Below are 16015 nucleotides of genomic sequence, written 5' to 3'. Positions count from 1 at the left end.
GCGATGACGCGAACACTGGGGCCGGTGCGCTCGGACACGGGCCATGAGGACCTCGATGCCCTGATGGGGACGGAGCCCGCCGAGGACAAGGATCACGCCGATCGCGTGGCCGATCACGGCCTGCGGCACGACGGAATCCCGCAGCTGACCGATCTCCCGCTGCAAGGCGCTGATCTCTGCTTTGCAGAGCCGCACAGGCCAGGAAGTCCCTATGCGGTCCGCGCTTGTGGCGTTGATGCATCAGCGAATCGTCGGCGAAACCGAACCAGGGAAGGTCGTGGTGTTCGAACGCGCCGACAGACCCGTCATCGTGGACGGGTTCGTACGAGAAAGCGTCGATGACCTGATGATGGTGGCCCGCTTCCGTCGGGTGGCCGGCGGAGACCCCTCCGCCTCCTGGTGATGGCCCCCCGGAAAGGCGCCATTGCGCCTTCAGCGATGGGTACCCGGGAGCTGCGGCATCGCGGAGATGGAGATACCCGAGGAACTGCGCGACGCCTCCCGCACGGTCCACGGCTCAGGAAGGCGGCTACCCCCGATGACTGGCACCCCCTTCGGTACTTCCGCGGGCGTGGATGTGGCCGGGCTGACCGCCGCGCTGGCCCAGGAGGTCGACGCCGAGGTCAGGTTCGATGCGGGCAGCCGAGGCGCCTACGCCACGGACGGCTCCAACTACCGGCAGGTGCCGATCGGCGTCGTGGTGCCGCGTACGGTCGAGGCCGGGACGGCGGCCGTGCGGGTGTGCGCCCGGTTCGGCGCCCCGGTCCTGTCGCGGGGCGGCGGCACCAGCCTCGCCGGACAGACGACGAACACGGCCGTGGTGATCGACTGGAGCAAGTACTGCCACCGGCTCGTCGCCGTCGATCCCGATGCCCGTACCTGCGTGGTCGAACCGGGGATCGTGCTGGACGCGCTCAACCGGCGGCTGGCCGACCATCGGCTGCAGTTCGGCCCGAAGCCGTCGACACACAGCCACTGCGCTCTGGGCGGGATGATCGGGAACAATTCGTGTGGCGCGTCCGCGCAGGCCTACGGCAAGACCGTCGACAACGTGCGCCGGCTGGAGGTGCTCACCTACGACGGCGTCCGGATGTGGGTCGGGCCGACGTCGAAGGCCGAGCGGGCGCGGATCGCAGCGGAGGGCGGTCGCCGCGCCGAGCTCTACGCCGGCTTGGACCGTATCGTCACCGAATACCTCGCCGACATCCGCCGCGGCTATCCGAAGATCCCGCGCCGGGTCTCCGGGTACAACCTCGACTCGCTGCTGCCGGAGAGCGGTTTCGACGTGGCGCGGGCGCTGGTCGGGAGCGAGGGCACCCTGGTCACCGTGCTGCACGCCGAGCTCGACCTGGTGCCGGTGCCCCCGTACCAGTCGCTGCTGGTCCTCGGCTACGACAACATCTGCGCGGCCGCCGACGACGTGCCCCGGCTGCTGGAGCACTGTTCACCCGGTCAACTGGAGGCGCTGGACGGCCGGATGGCCCAGCTGATGCGCGAGGAAGGCGCCTACCTGGCGTCTTTGAACGCCCTGCCGCAGGGTGACAGCTGGCTGATGCTGCAGTTCGGCGGCGACAGCCAGGAGGAGGTCGACGAGCAGGCGCACGCCCTGCTGCGCGCCGTCGGCCGCACCGAGAAGGACGCCGACATCGCGTTCTCCGACGATCCCGAGCGCGAGCAGCGGATGCTCAGGGCACGCGAGGCAGGGCTCGGCGTCACCGCCCGCCCGCCCGACGACCGGGAGACCTGGGAGGGCTGGGAGGACTCGGCCGTACCGCCGGAGCGGCTCGGGGACTATCTGCGGGACCTGAAGGAGCTGTTCGGGGAGTTCGGCTACGACCACCCCTCCCTGTACGGGCACTTCGGGCAGGGCTGCGTCCACACCCGTATCCCCTTCGAGCTCAGGACCGCCGAGGGCGTGGCCGACTTCCGCCGCTTCCTGGAGCGGGCCGCCGGCCTCGTCGTCTCCTATGGCGGTTCCCTCTCCGGCGAGCACGGCGACGGCCAGTCCCGGGGCGAACTGCTCACCCGTATGTTCGGCGAGCGGCTGGTGGGCGCGTTCGGCGAGCTGAAGGCGCTGTTCGACCCGGGCAACCGGATGAACCCCGGCAAGATCGTCCATCCGAATCCGGTCGACGGCCAGCTGCGGCTCGGTTCCGCCTGGCGCCCGCGGACCCCGGCGACGCACTTCGGCTTCCCCGAGGACGATCACTCCTTCAACCGGGCAGTGATGCGCTGTGTCGGCATCGGCAACTGCCGCACCCACTCCGGCGGCGTCATGTGCCCCTCCTACCGGGCCTCCATGGAGGAGGAACACTCCACCCGCGGCCGGGCCAGGCTGCTGTTCGAGATGCTCGACGGCCATGCCGACTCGGCCGTCACCGACGGCTGGCGCTCCACCGAAGTACGCGACGCACTGGACCTGTGCCTGGCCTGCAAGGGCTGCAAGTCGGACTGCCCGACCGGCGTCGATATGGCCACCCTCAAGGCGGAGTTCCTCTCGCACCACTACGAGGGTCGGCTGCGTCCCGCAGCCCACTACGCCATGGGCTGGCTCCCCGTGTGGGCCCGGCTGTCCCATATCGCACCCGGGCTGGTCAACAGTGCCCTGCACGCGCCCGGTCTGGCCCGGGCCGGCAAGCGCCTGGCCGGCGTGGACGAGGCCCGCTCGGCACCCGTCTTCGCCGCACAGTCCTTCCAGCAGTGGTGGCAGAGCCAAGGCGGCGAGGAACCCGACCCGGCCGACCCGCGGACCGTCCTCCTGTGGCCGGACACCTTCAGCAACTCCTTCCATCCCTCGATCGCCGTCTCGGCCGTACGCGTCCTGGAGGACGCCGGCTTCCGCGTCGCCGTACCCACCCTGCCGGTGTGCTGCGGGCTGACCTGGATCTCCACCGGGCAGTTGCCCCTCGCGCAGAAGGTGCTGCGCCGCACCCTCGGTGTGCTGCGCCCCTATCTGGAGGCGGGCACCCCGGTCATCGGGCTCGAACCGTCCTGCACTGCCGTCTTCCGCTCCGACGCCCCCGAGCTGATGCCCGCCGACCAGGACGTCAAGCGGCTGGCCGGACAGGTCCGCACCTTCGCCGAACAGCTCGTCCACCATGCGCCCGACGACTGGCGGCCTCCGCGGCTCAGCCGGCGGGCGACCGTGCAGACCCACTGCCACCAGCACGCCATCATGAAGTTCGACGCGGACCGCGAGCTGATGCGCCGCGCTCACCTCGACGCCGACGTCCTCGACGAGGGCTGCTGCGGCCTGGCCGGCAACTTCGGCTTCGAACGCGGCCATCACCAGGTCTCCATGGCCGTCGCCGAACAAGGCGTCCTGCCCGCGGTCCGCGCCGCCGCCCCGGACAGCCTCGTCCTCGCCGACGGCTTCAGCTGCCGTACCCAGATCGAACAGGGCGGCACCGGACGGCGGGCCCTGCACCTGGCGGAGGTCCTGGCCCTCGGCCTGGAGGGCACGCTGCCGACCGCGCACCCCGAACGCCTGGCCGTACGCCCCGCGCCGCCCTCCCGCGCGGCCCGCTGGGCGGCCACCGCGGGCGCGGCGACCCTGACGGCTACCGCCGCGACGGTCGCCGGCCGAGCGGCGGCGCGCAAACTGCGCATTCTCTGATCCCTCTTCACAAAGGCACTACAGGAAAGGTTGTCGAACATGTCGCAGAAGGTTTCCGACCATCTCCTCGAGCGCCTGCGCGACTGGGGAGTGGATCATGTCTTCGCCTATCCCGGCGACGGCATCAACGGTCTGCTCGCGGCCTGGGGCCGTGCCGACGACAACCCCCGCTTCATCCAGTCCCGGCACGAGGAGATGTCGGCCTTCGAAGCCGTCGGCTACGCCAAGTTCTCCGGCAGGGTCGGGGTGTGCGCCGCCACGTCCGGGCCCGGCGCCATCCATCTGCTCAACGGGCTGTACGACGCCAAGCTCGACCACGTGCCCGTCGTCGCGATCGTCGGACAGACCAACCGCAGTGCCATGGGCGGCTCCTACCAGCAGGAGGTCGACCTGGTCAGCCTGTACAAGGACGTCGCCTCTGACTTCTGCGAGATGGTCACCGTCCCCGAGCAGTTGCCCAACGTCCTGGACCGGGCGATCCGCACCGCCATGGCCCGCCGCTCCGTCACCGCCGTGATCATCCCCGCCGACGTCCAGGAACTGGACTACTCGCCGCCCGGGCACGCCTTCAAGATGGTGCCCTCCAGCCTGGGTGCGCCGCAGTACGCTCCGGTGCCGGACGACGAGGACCTCGCCCGGGCCGCCGAGGTGCTCAACGCGGGCGAGAAGGTCGCGCTCCTGGTCGGGCAGGGTGCCCGCGGGGCCCGGCAGGAGGTCATGGAGGTCGCCGACCGGCTCGGCGCCGGCGTGGCCAAGGCGCTGCTCGGCAAGGACGCCCTCGACGACGACCTGCCGTATGTCACCGGTTCCATCGGGTTGTTGGGCACCCGGCCCTCGTACGAGCTGATGATGCGTTGCGACACCCTCCTCGTCATCGGCTCCTCCTTCCCCTATACGCAGTTCCTGCCGGAGTTCGGGCAGGCGCGGGCCGTGCAGATCGACATCGACCCGCACATGGTCGGGCTGCGCTACCCGTTCGAGGTCAATCTCGTCGGCGACGCCCGAAAGACATTGGCCCGGCTGCTGCCTTTGCTCGACACGAACAAGCACGACAGCTGGCGCAAGCAGATCGAGAAGAACACCGCCCGCTGGTGGGAGGTCATGCAGCGGCGCGCCGCGGTCGACGCCGACCCGCTCAACCCCGAGTACGTCGTCCACGCGCTGGACGACCTGCTGCCGGAGAACGTGATCCTGTCCTCCGACTCCGGCTCGGCCGCCAACTGGTACGCCCGCCATCTGCGGCTGCGCGGTGCCATGCGCGGTTCGCTCTCCGGCACACTCGCCACGATGGGGCCCGGAGTGCCGTACGCGATCGGCGCCAAGTTCGCGCACGGCGACCGGCCCGCGATCGCGCTCGTCGGCGACGGGGCGATGCAGATGAACGGCATGGCCGAGCTGATCACCGTCGCGAAGTACTACCGGGAATGGGAGGACCCCCGACTGATCGTGGCGGTGCTGAACAACCAGGACCTCAACCAGGTCACCTGGGAGATGCGGGCCATGGAGGGCGCCCCGCAGTTCCTGCCCTCCCAGTCGATCCCCGACATCGCCTACGCCGACTTCGCCCGCCTGGTGGGCCTCAAGGGCATACGGGTCGAGAAGCCGGACGACGTCGTGGACGCCTGGCAGGCCGCGCTGGCCGCCGACCGGCCCTGCGTCCTGGACTTCGTGACCGACCCCGCCGTCCCGCCGATCCCGCCGCACGCGTCCCTCGACCAGATCGAGGCAGCGGCGGCCTCGGTCCTCAAGGGCGACAGCGACCGGGCGGCCATGGTCCGCCAGGGCTTCAAGGCCAAGGTCCAGGACCTGCTGCCCGGTCACCGCCACCGCACGGACCGGCCCGGGGCGCAGGACGAGAAGGACGGCACATGAGTGACGGCCCGGTGGTGGAGCGGGTGGGGACGGCCGTCTACACCGTGCCCACCGACGCCCCCGAGGCGGACGGCACGCTCGCCTGGGACAGCACGACCCTGGTCGTGGCGACCGTCGGCTGCGGGAGTGTCACGGGCCTCGGCTACACCTACGCGCCCGCCGCGGCGGCACGTGTCGTCGACGACCTGCTCGCCGACCTGGTCATCGGCTCTCCCGCCCACGACGTGCCACGGGCGAACGAGGCCATGCGCCGGGCAGTGCGCAATGCCGGGCTGCCCGGCGTGGCCGCCCAGGCGATCTCGGCCGTGGACATCGCACTGTGGGACTGCAAGGCCCGCCTGCTCGGCCTGCCGCTCGTGCGCCTGCTGGGGGCGGCCCGCGACGAGATGCCCGTCTACGGCAGCGGCGGCTTCACCACATACGACGACGACCGGCTGGAACGGCAACTGCGCGGCTGGGTCGAGGACGAGGGCATTCCCCGCGTCAAGATCAAGATCGCGGAGTCATGGGGACGCCGGGAGGAACGCGACCGGCGGCGCGTCGCCCGGACCCGAGCCGTCATTGGCGACTCCGCCGAGCTCTACGTCGACGCCAACGGCGGATACGGTGCCAAGCAGGCCGTGCGGGTGGGACGGGGGCTCGCCGACGACGGGGTGACCTGGTTCGAGGAGCCGGTCTCCTCCGACCACCTGTCCGCCCTCGCCGCGATCCGCGGCCTGGTGCCCCAGGAGGTGGCAGCCGGCGAGTACGGCTACACCCTGCCCTACTTCGCGCACCTGCTCGCCGCCGGAGCGGTGGACTGTCTCCAGGCCGACGCCACCCGCTGCGGAGGCATCACCGTCTGGCTGCGTTCCGCCGCGCTCGCCGAAGCCCATGGCATCGACATCTCCGGACACTGCGCCCCGCACGCCCATGCGCACGCCGCCACCACCGTGCCCAACCTGCGCCACCTCGAGTGGTTCCACGACCACGTCCGCATCGAGCGCACCGTTTTCGACGGCGTCCTCTCTGCCCACGGCGGCACCCTGACGCCCGGCGCCGACGGCGCACCCGGCCTCGGCCTCGCCCCGGAGCGGGCGCGGCCCTATCGGGTGGCCTGACACCTACCAATGGATGGAGCTGACCATGCCCGAGACCGTCGTCGTCACCGGAGCCGGCGCCGGCATCGGACGCGCCATCGCCCGCCTCTACGGCGAGCGCGGTGCCAACGTGGTGCTGATCGCGCGCGGCCGGGCCGGCCTCGAGGCCGCCGCGAAGGAAGTGGAGTCCCTCGGCGGCCGTCCGCTCGTCCAGGTCGCCGACACCGCCGACGCCCGCCAGGTCGAGAGGGCCGCCGAGGCCGCCGAGGAGTCCTTCGGGCCCATCGACGTCTGGATCAACTCCGCGTTCACCAGCGTGTTCGCCGCCTTCGACGAGATGACCACGGAGGAGTACGACCGGGTCACCCAGGTGACCTACCTCGGCTTCGTCAACGGCACCCGGACCGCGCTGAGGCGGATGCTGCCGCGGGACCACGGCACCGTGGTGCAGGTCGGTTCGGCGCTCGGGGAGCGGGCCATCCCGTTGCAGTCGGCGTACTGCGGTGCCAAGCACGCCATCAACGGATTCACTTCCTCGCTCCGCACCGAACTGCTGCACCGTGGCAGCAACGTGCACGTCACGGTTGTTCAGATGCCCGCCGTCAACACCCCGCAGTTCTCGTGGGTACGCTCACGTCTGCCCCGGCACCCGCAGCCCGTCCCGCCCATCTACCAGCCGGAGGTGGCCGCGCGGGGCGCGGTGTACGCGGCCGATCATCCGCGCCGCAAGCAGTACTACGTCGGCGCCACCACCGTGGCGACGATCTGGGCCAACCGCCTGGCCCCGGCCCTGCTCGACCGCTACCTGGCCCGTACCGGCTTCGAGGCCCAGCAGACCGACCGGCGGCGGCCGAGCGGCGAGAACAACCTCTTCGAACCGGTCGACCGGCGGGAGGGCACGGACCACGGCGCACACGGCGCCTTCGACACGTCGTCCCACAGCCGGTCCTTCGAGGCCGCACTCGCCCGCCACCCCGCCGTAGCCTCGGCGCTCGCGGCCGCAGCGGCGGCAACGGCGACGGTCGCCTGGAAGAGGCGCCGCCGCCCCGCCTGACCTCCTACTCGGACCTGCTACTCGGTCTGCGCGAAGACGCTGGTGTCCAGGTGGGCGAGGAGGTCGGCGGGGTCCCGGTACACGGCCTGCGCACCGGCCCCCTCCAGGTCCGCGCGCGGGACGCCGCCGGACAGGACCGCCACCGGGGTGACTCCGTCGCGGACGGCCGCCTTCATGTCCCAGACGCTGTCGCCGACGAACAGGGCACGTTCGCTCGGCACACCGGCGAGTTCCCTGGCCTGCCGAACCGGGTCGGGGGCGGGTTTGCCGTCGGCGACGTCGTCGGCGCTGGTGACCCCGAGGATGACCTCGTCCGCGTCGATGGCGCCGCGGAGCGCGGAGAGTTCCGCGCCGCTCGCCGAGGTCGCCAGGACGATCTGCCAGCCCCGCCCGGCCAGGGCGCGCAACAGGTCGCCCGCCGCGTCCAGCGCGGGCAGCCGCTCGAAGTACGTGGCGTAGAGGGTGTGGTGGGCCGCGGTGAGCTGTTCGTCCTGGTCGGGATCGTGGTCGTCGCCGAGCAGGTGGTCCAGCAGGTCGCCGCCGCTGAGCCCCACGGCGCGGTGGATGTCGCGCATCGGAACGTGGTGGTCCGCCTGCCGGAACGCCTCCCACCACGTGACCACGTGCAGGTGATTGGTGTCGACGAGCGTCCCGTCGATGTCGAAGATCGCGGCGCGTTGCGTGGCCATCACGGCTGCCCTCGCCCTCTCACAGTGCGCGGAGCGCGGGCAGCAGCTTGTGCTCGGCCCATTCCAGGTACGGCTCCTGGTGGTCGCCGCCGATCTGGACGAGCGCGACCTCGGTGAACCCCGCGTCCACGTAGGGGCGTACGGCCTCGACGACCGCCTGCACGTCGTCGCCGCAGGGGATGGACTCGGCCACGTCCTCGGGCCGTACGAACTCGGTGGCACGCGCGAACGCGACGGGTCCGGGCAGTTCGGAGTTGACCGGCCAGCCGCCGCCGAACCAGCGGAACTGCTCGTGGGCGCGGGCGACAGCCGCGTCGCGATCGGTGTCGTAGCAGATGGGCAGCTGGCCCACCTTGGGCTTGCCCGCGCCGCCGTGCCGCTCGAAGGCCGAGATCAGTTCCGGCCGGGGTTCCGTGGCGATCACCAGATCGGCGAGGTGACCGGCGAGTTCGCAGGAGCGGTCGCCCGAGACGGCGACACCGATCGGCGTCGGCTCGTCGGGAAGGTCCCACAACCGGGCGTTCGTCACATCGAAGTGAACGCCGTGGTGGTTGACGTTCTCCCCCGCGAACAGCGCGCGGATGATCTCCACCGCCTCCTCCAGCTTCTCCAGCCGGACGTGCGCGGCAGGCCAGCCCTCGCCCATCACATGCTCGTTGAGGTTCTCCCCCGAGCCCAGCCCCAGCCGGAACCGTCCCTGGGAGAGGACCTGCATCGTGACTGCCTTCTGGGCGACGACCGCCGGGTGGTAGCGGGTCGTCGGACACGTCACGTACGTCATCAGGGGAATGCGTTCGGTGGCCTGTGCGGCGGCGCCCAGCAGGCTCCACGCGTAGGGCGCGTGGCCCTGGGACTCCAGCCACGGAAAGTAGTGGTCGGACGTGACCGAGAAGTCGAAGCCGGCCCGCTCGGCGCCCACCACATGGTCCACCAGCTCCCGCGGACCGGCCTGCTCGGTCATCATCGTGTACCCGATCCGCACCATGCCGCTCATCTCCTCGTGGTCGCGAGGTCGGCACATCACACCGGGCGACCGAGGACGCACGGACTGTACGGCACGGTCGCACAACGCCGGGTGGCTCCCGTCGCCCAGCAGCAGACGGGCCGGTCACCGACCGCGATACGCGTACCCCTCTCGCGCCCTTTCAGGCGGCCGAGGCCCCGGCAAACGGCATCGGCGCGCCGTATCGAAGGCATGCGCCGGGTCACCGGTAGCGTCACCGTGGGTGAACATACCGCCGATCACCCGCCATATCGGTCTCGTCGAGGCGCTTCCCGCGCTGGGCACGACTGAGGAGGACCATGAGCGAACTGTCGCAACGTGTCGACGACAAGCCTGCGCCTCCCGTCGCTCCGGCACCGCTCGGCCGCCGGCTGCTGGGCTGGACGTCCACGACCGACCACAAGGTGATCGGCCGACTGTACATGGTGACGGCGTTCTGTTTCTTCCTCCTCGCCGGACTGCTCGCGCTGGGCATGCGGGCCGAACTGGCCCGGCCGGGGCTGCAGTTCCTGAGCCGGGAAGGCTACAACCAGTTCTTCACCATCCACGGCACGATCATGATGCTGCTGTTCGCGACCCCGATGTTCGCCGGGTTCACCAACGCCGTCATGCCGCTCCAGATCGGCGCCCCCGACCTCGCCTTTCCCCGGCTCAACGCGCTGTCGTACTGGATGTACCTGTTCGGTGGGCTGCTCGTGGTCTCCGGGTTTCTGGTGCCCGGCGGCGCGGCATCGTTCGGCTGGTTCGCCTACGCACCGCTGAACAGCGCGTACCACTCGCCCGGAGCGGGCGGTGATCTGTGGACCATGGGGCTGGTGGTCTCGGGTGTGTCCACGACGCTGAGCGCGGTGAACTTCGTCGCCACCATCATGTGTCTGCGCGCGCCGGGCATGACCATGTTCCGGATGCCGATGTTCACCTGGAACGTGCTGTTCACGTCCATCCTGGTGCTGCCCGCGTTCCCGGTGCTGACGGCCGCGCTGCTCGCCCTGGAGTGCGACCGGAAGTTCGGCTCGCACGTCTTCGACGCACACAACGGCGGGGCGCTGCTGTGGCAGCACCTGTTCTGGTTCTTCGGGCATCCCGAGGTGTACATCGTGGCGCTGCCGTTCTTCGGGATCATCTCCGAGATCATCCCGGTGTTCTCGCGCAAGCCGCTGTTCGGCTATCTGCCGATGATCGGGGCGACGACCTCCATCACCATGCTGTCCGCGGTCGTCTGGGCGCACCACATGTTCGCGACCGGAGCGGTGCTGCTGCCGTTCTTCTCCCTCATGTCGTTCCTGATCGCCGTGCCGACCGGGATCAAGTTCTTCGCGTGGATCGGGACGATGCACGGCGGCTCGCTCTCGTTCGAGACGCCGATGCTGTGGTCGATGGGTTTCCTGGTGACGTTCCTGCTGGGCGGGCTGAGCGGGGTGCTCGTCGCGTCGCCGCCGCTCGACTTCCACGTCACCGACTCGTACTTCGTCGTGGCGCACCTGCACTATGTGCTGTTCGGCACGGTGGTGTTCGCGATGTTCGCCGGGTTCTACTTCTGGTGGCCGAAGTTCACCGGGAAGATGCTCGACGAGCGGTGGGGGAAGGTGCACTTCTGGCTGCTCTTCCCGGGGTTCCAGCTGACGTTCCTGGTACAGCACTGGCTCGGCGCGGAAGGCATGCCCCGCCGGTACGCCGACTATCTCCCCTCCGACGGGTTCACCCTGCTCAACACCCTCTCCTCGGCGGGCGCGCTGCTGCTCGGCGTCTCCACGCTGCCGTTCCTCTACAACGTCTGGCTCACCGCCCACAAGGGGAAGCAGGTCACCGAGGACGACCCGTGGGGGTTCGGGCGCGCCCTGGAGTGGGCCACCTCCTGTCCGCCGCCCCGGCACAACTTCGTGGCGCTGCCCCGGGTCCGGTCCGAGTCACCGGCCTTCGACCTGCACCATCCGGAGATCGTCCGGCAGGCGGAGAGGGAGGGGCTGCGGTGAAGGTCGAGGCACTGCTCTTCGGTGGTGTGGCCGTCTTCTTCGGCGCCGCCGCCGCGCTCTACGGGGTGTGGTCGCACGCAGACCCGGCGGGTACGGCGGCCCTGATCGTGGCGTTCGGGATGGCCGCCGTGGTGTCGTTCTTCTGCGCGACGCACTATGTGCGCCACGGCCCGCGCCCCCAGGACCGTACCGACGCGGAGGTGGCGGACTCCGCCGGGCCGGTCGAGTTCTTCCCGCCGCACAGCCCCTGGCCGATCGTCACCGCGCTCGGGTTCGCGGTCGCGGCGACCGGGGTGGTGTTCGGGCTGTGGCTGTTCCTCATCGGCTTCGGTGTTCTGGCCCGGGGTGTCGCCGGGCTGGTGTTCCAGTACGTGAACCGGGAGGTTGAGCAGGAGGACTGAGCGGCCGGCGCGGGGCACCCGGGCGGAACTCCGTCACCGGGCGGTGACCGCTCTCGTAGCCGCCGGCGAGGGTCTGCCGTACCAGTCCCGTCTCCTCCCCCTCGGCCAGGCGCTCCTGTTCGGCGTGCAGCAGGGCCCGGCACAGCGCGCGGGTGACGAAGAAGGCGAGGACGGGACCCACGATCAGGGAGACCCGGAAGATCCAGGTCAGGGCGTTCACCGAGATCCGGAAGGTCTGGGCCACCACGTCGTTGCCGCCGGCCAGCACCAGAACGCCGTAGCAGGTGATGCCCGCCACACCGAGGCCCGTGCGCACCGGCCGTTCCCGGGGCCGGTCGCAGAGGTGCTGTTCCTGCCGCCACTCCCCCGTCAGCCGTTGTTCGGCGAAGGGGTAGGCGTACAGGACGGCGAAGAGCAGCGCCGGCAGTACGACGGCGGGCAGCAGGACGTTCCACATCAGGGTGTGGCCGGCGACGTTCGTCTCCCAGGGCGGGACCAGGCGCAGCGATCCCTCCAGAAAACCGACGTACCAGTCCGGCTGGGAGCCGGTCGACACCTGGTCCGGCCGGTACGGGCCGTACACCCAGACCGGGTTGATCTGCGCGACGCCGGCCAGCACCGTCAGCAGCCCGGCGACGGTGCAGGACAGGCCCATGGAGGAGGCCGAGAACTGGGGGTAGAGCGGCTTTCCGACTGCGTTGGAGTTCCTGCGGCCGGGGCCGCGCCACTGAGTGTGCTTCAGGTGGAAGACCAGGATCAGGTGGAGGGTGACCAGGGCGATCAGGACGCCCGGCAGGAGCAGGATGTGCAGGCTGTACAGCCGGGGGACGATGTCGTGGCCGGGGAACTCGGAGCCGAACGCGAACATGCTCACGTACGTTCCGACGACCGGGATCGAGAGCATGATGCCCTGGGCGATGCGCAGTCCGGTACCGGAGAGCAGGTCGTCGGGGAGGGAGTAGCCGGCGAAGCCCTCGGCCAGGCCGAGCGCGAAGAGCGTCACGCCGATGGCCCAGTTCAGCTCGCGGGGGCGGCGGAAGGCACCGGTGAAGAAGATCCGCAGCAGGTGCACGCCGATCGCGGCGACGAACACCAGCGCGGCCCAGTGGTGGACCTGCCGCATCAGCAGGCCCCCGCGGATGTCGAAGCTGATGTGGAGGGTGGAGTCGAAGGCGCCCGAGACGAGTTGACCGCGCAGGGGGGTGTACGGCCCCTGGTACACGACCTCCCGCATCTCCGGCTGGAAGAAGAAGGTCAGCCACACGCCGGTCAGCACCAGCACGATCAGGCTGTAGAGGGCGATCTCGCCGAGCAGGAACGACCAGTGGTCGGGGAAGGACTTGCGCAGCAGCTGCCCGGCCCCGTCGTGCACGGGCAGCCTCGCGTCGACCGCGTCGGCGAACCTCTCCCCCGTCCCGTCTCTCCCGGGCTTCACCTGACGCTCCTCCCGACGGTCCGCGGCCGTGCTCTCGCCATCCCTTGCCCGTCATGGGCCCGGGGCGTACCCGGCCGGCGCGAAACACTCGCGCGGCCGGGCGGCGGTACCCGATCGGCCGAGGGCGCCAGGGCGTCAGCCGTTGGGCCGGGCGGCGCTGATGTCGCCGAGTGCGGACTTCTCGTCGCGTTCCATCGCGAGGTCGCCGAGGGCGAGGATGCCCACCGGACGGTCGCCGTCGACGACCGGGAGACGTCGTACGGCGTGCTCGCGCATCAGTCGGACGGCCCGGTCCAGGCGGTCGTCGGGGGTGACGGTGACCAGGTCCGTGCTGGCCGCCTGCATGACCGTGGTCCGGTCGGGGTCGACGCCCTCGGCGAAGGCCCGCACCATCAGGTCGCGGTCGCTCACCAGGCAGCGCAGATGCCCTTCCTCGGTCACCAGGACCGCGCCGACGTCCTCGTCCCGCATCATCCGGGCCACGGCGGCCACCGACGCCTGCGGTTCGACGGTCACCAGATCGCTGGTCATGATGTCGCGTACGTGCTGGGCCATGACCGGCCCCCTTCTCACTGTTCGACGGTGTCTGTCGGCGACCGGGTACCCGTGGCACCCGCTCCCTCCCACGGGTCGAGCGGGTTCAGGGAGTAGACGTGGAAGGCCCTGCCGATGACCGGCTGGGCGACGTTGCGCACCTTCACTCCGCCGCCGGTCATGCCGTGTTCGGTGCCGGCGTGCGCATGCCCGTGGACGGCGAGGTCGGCCCCCGCCGTGTCGATGGCCTCGGCGAGCAGGTAACTGCCGAGGAACGGGTGGATCTCCAGGGGTTCGCCGACCAGGGTGTCGGGCACGGGGGCGAAGTGGGTCAGGGCGATCCGCACGTCGCACTCGCGTCCGTGCAGGTCCTCCAGGGCGATGCGGAGACCGTCGGCGAGTTGCCGTGAGTACCGGACGAACTCCTTCATCACGGGCTCGCCGAACTCCCCCGCGCAGCGGCCCACGAACCCGCCGCCGAACCCCTTGGTGCCCGCCACGCCGATCCGCAGACCGCGGTGGGCCACGACGGTCGCCTCGCCCTCCAGGACATGTCCGCCCGCGTCCCACAGGATGGCCGCGACCTCGTCGGGGCGGTCGTCGTGGTGGTCGTGGTTGCCGAGGAGAGCTTCTTCTGTTGACGCTGCTTCATGGCCGGCGAGGCTAGCGATCACGAGCGTGCCGGACCTACTCACATCCATTCGTTGATCCCCGGCCCGGATGCCGTCCCGCTGCCAGCGCCGAGACAGGTCGTAGACCCGGCCCCAAGGTCCGTCGAAGGCCACCGGGGCGCTGAGCTCGTGGATAGTGCGGCCACCAGCGTGGTGTCGGCCCTCGGGCTCAGGTGAGGGCGGCGGCCAGCAGGGTGAAGGCGGCGATGAGGACGGCGACGCGGACGTAGTGGTAGCGGCCCCACCGGTTCAGCTGCTTCTTCCAGTCGGCGGGCCGGTTCTCGGGGGTCCAGGTCTTGTTCCGGTTGTTGATCGGGACGAGCAGCAGGATCGACATGACCACGCTGACGATCAGCAGTCCGGCGGCGGCGACGACGAGTCCGGCGCCGTGGTGGTGCCATCCGGCGATGGCCCAGATCGCGCTGAGGACGAGCGAGCCTATGTACCAGAACGGCATCAGGGCGCCGAGCATCCGGCCGCCGTGGGCGTGACCGAGTTGACCGCTGTCCTCGGGAAGCGCGTCCAGGATCCGGTTCATGATGAAGGCGACGGAGAACTCCACCCCCACCATCAGGCCGACGACGACGGTGGTGACGACCTCGAGTGCGTTGAGCATGACGATCCCTCCGTTGAGCTAGCACCGCTAGAAGATGAGGCAACACTAGCACTGCTGCCGCTCGGCTGTCTAGCGATGCTAGGATCAATACATGTCGGTCAAGGAACGCAAGGAGCGCGAACGCGCGGCCCGCGAACGCCTCATCGTGGCGACGGCCCGCGAACTCGCCGAGCAACAGGGCTGGGACGCGGTCACCACCCGCCGGCTCGCCGAACGCATCGAGTACAGCCAGCCCGTCCTCTACAGCCACTTCCGCGGCAAACGGGAGATCATCGGCGCCGTCGCCCTGGAGGGCGCCACGGAAATGGCCGCGTTCCTGCGAGCCGCGACCTCCGCCGAGAACGACCCGCGCGCCCGGGTCGCCGCCCTGGCCCGCGCCTACCTCGACTACGCCGCACGCAACCCGGCGGTCTACGACGCCTTGTTCCAGCTCGACGGCGGCCTGGCATACGCGCAGGAGGACACCCCGCAACCCTTGAAGGACGCCTTCGCCGCGCTTATGGAGACCCTGGGCGAAGTCGCCGGGGACGGCGTCGACCCGGGGCTGTTCACCGAGGCGTTCTGGGCGTCCCTGCACGGCCTGGCAACCCTGACCCGCGCGGGCCGCCTGCTGCCCGAGTACGCCGAGCCGAGGGTGGAGCTGCTGGTGGACCGGCTCGCCGTGATCTGACACACCGTCCCGGCAGGCACCCAGCCGGGGTCTTCGAGCACGGCCGCCCGCCTGCGGCACCACCTCCGGTCGCTCACGACCACACGGCCGCGCCGCAGATCACCGGACCCTGTTGATCACGACCTGATACGCACCCCGATCGGCCGCTGGTGCCCATCGGGGGTTTCTGCCGCTGAGTGCCGGTGCGCGGTCGAGCACGGGTGCGTCTGCGTCTGCGTCTTGGGGTACTTCGCCGCCCACAAGGCCGAGACCGCGCATGCGGGGTGCCTCGCGCGAGGATGTCGCGAACGTGGCTGGGCCGAGGGTGCGGGACTGGCGCGCCAATGTCCGGTGGCTGCCGCCGCGTCCCAGGCATGGACGGTGAATTCTGCGATCAGGATCCCGCCGAGCCCGGTCGCGGGC

Annotated in this window: 14 protein-coding genes; 8 read left to right on the top strand and 6 right to left on the bottom strand. The window is 70.5% G+C overall.

Annotated elements, in window-relative coordinates:
• Positions 1–235: 235 nt before the first annotated feature.
• The 5 genes from ACFZDK_RS51105 to ACFZDK_RS51085 all read left to right on the top strand — a co-directional run bounded on the left by ACFZDK_RS51105 (position 236) and on the right by ACFZDK_RS51085 (position 7621).
• Positions 236–403 carry a hypothetical protein gene (locus ACFZDK_RS51105; protein ID WP_390984985.1) on the top strand — a complete coding sequence of 56 codons (168 nt, stop codon included), beginning with the start codon at positions 236–238 and terminating at the stop codon, positions 401–403.
• Between the two features lie 135 nt (positions 404–538).
• Positions 539–3616, top strand: coding sequence for an FAD-linked oxidase C-terminal domain-containing protein (locus ACFZDK_RS51100; protein WP_390984982.1), 3078 nt, complete (start codon positions 539–541; stop codon positions 3614–3616).
• A gap of 39 nt (positions 3617–3655) precedes the next feature.
• Positions 3656–5488, top strand: a complete 1833-nt coding sequence (locus tag ACFZDK_RS51095; RefSeq protein ID WP_390984979.1) for a thiamine pyrophosphate-requiring protein — start codon at positions 3656–3658, stop codon at positions 5486–5488.
• Positions 5485–6588, top strand: coding sequence for an enolase C-terminal domain-like protein (locus ACFZDK_RS51090; RefSeq protein ID WP_390984977.1), 1104 nt, complete (start codon positions 5485–5487; stop codon positions 6586–6588). The genes ACFZDK_RS51095 and ACFZDK_RS51090 overlap by 4 nt, the downstream gene beginning before the upstream one ends.
• A gap of 25 nt (positions 6589–6613) precedes the next feature.
• Entirely contained in the window at positions 6614–7621 is a 1008-nt protein-coding gene (locus ACFZDK_RS51085; RefSeq protein ID WP_390984974.1) for an SDR family oxidoreductase, read from the top strand.
• Between the two features lie 17 nt (positions 7622–7638).
• On the opposite strand, the gene ACFZDK_RS51080 is transcribed toward ACFZDK_RS51085, so the two are convergent.
• Both ACFZDK_RS51080 and ACFZDK_RS51075 read right to left on the bottom strand, forming a co-directional pair.
• A complete protein-coding gene (locus tag ACFZDK_RS51080; RefSeq protein WP_390984972.1) occupies positions 7639–8310 on the bottom strand; it encodes an HAD family hydrolase in 672 nt (223 codons plus the stop codon).
• A 19-nt stretch (positions 8311–8329) separates the two neighbouring features.
• Positions 8330–9295, bottom strand: coding sequence for a TIGR03557 family F420-dependent LLM class oxidoreductase (locus ACFZDK_RS51075; protein ID WP_390985060.1), 966 nt, complete (start codon positions 9293–9295; stop codon positions 8330–8332).
• Positions 9296–9612: 317 nt separating this feature from the next.
• Here ACFZDK_RS51075 and ctaD point away from each other — a divergent pair, with 317 nt between their 5' ends.
• Positions 9613–11286 (top strand): cytochrome c oxidase subunit I, encoded by a 1674-nt coding sequence (gene ctaD, locus ACFZDK_RS51070; protein ID WP_390984969.1) that lies wholly within the window; start codon positions 9613–9615, stop codon positions 11284–11286.
• Entirely contained in the window at positions 11283–11687 is a 405-nt protein-coding gene (locus tag ACFZDK_RS51065) for a cytochrome c oxidase subunit 4 (protein WP_390984966.1), read from the top strand. The genes ctaD and ACFZDK_RS51065 overlap by 4 nt, the downstream gene beginning before the upstream one ends.
• Here ACFZDK_RS51065 and ACFZDK_RS51060 read toward each other — a convergent pair.
• From ACFZDK_RS51060 to ACFZDK_RS51045, 4 genes are all read right to left on the bottom strand, one after another.
• Complete coding sequence (locus ACFZDK_RS51060; RefSeq protein ID WP_390984963.1) at positions 11605–13122, bottom strand: cytochrome b N-terminal domain-containing protein; 1518 nt, start codon at positions 13120–13122, stop codon at positions 11605–11607. The genes ACFZDK_RS51065 and ACFZDK_RS51060 overlap by 83 nt on opposite strands.
• Positions 13123–13257: 135 nt before the next feature.
• Positions 13258–13677, bottom strand: a complete 420-nt coding sequence (locus tag ACFZDK_RS51055) for a CBS domain-containing protein (protein WP_390984961.1) — start codon at positions 13675–13677, stop codon at positions 13258–13260.
• A 14-nt stretch (positions 13678–13691) separates the two neighbouring features.
• The gene (locus tag ACFZDK_RS51050; protein ID WP_390984958.1) at positions 13692–14357 is read right to left on the bottom strand and encodes a metallophosphoesterase; all 666 of its coding nucleotides are present in this window, start codon (positions 14355–14357) and stop codon (positions 13692–13694) included.
• A gap of 139 nt (positions 14358–14496) precedes the next feature.
• Positions 14497–14943, bottom strand: coding sequence for an anthrone oxygenase family protein (locus ACFZDK_RS51045; protein ID WP_390984956.1), 447 nt, complete (start codon positions 14941–14943; stop codon positions 14497–14499).
• 91 nt (positions 14944–15034) lie between these two features.
• On the opposite strand from ACFZDK_RS51045, the gene ACFZDK_RS51040 reads away from it, so the two are divergent.
• Positions 15035–15613, top strand: coding sequence for a WHG domain-containing protein (locus ACFZDK_RS51040; protein ID WP_390984953.1), 579 nt, complete (start codon positions 15035–15037; stop codon positions 15611–15613).
• Positions 15614–16015: the final 402 nt, after the last annotated feature.

This window comes from Streptomyces sp. NPDC007901 (assembly GCF_042959465.1).
Classification (GTDB): domain Bacteria; phylum Actinomycetota; class Actinomycetes; order Streptomycetales; family Streptomycetaceae; genus Streptomyces.
The sequence above is the reverse complement of the archived record's forward strand: the minus strand, read 5'-3'. Positions and strand labels throughout refer to the sequence as shown.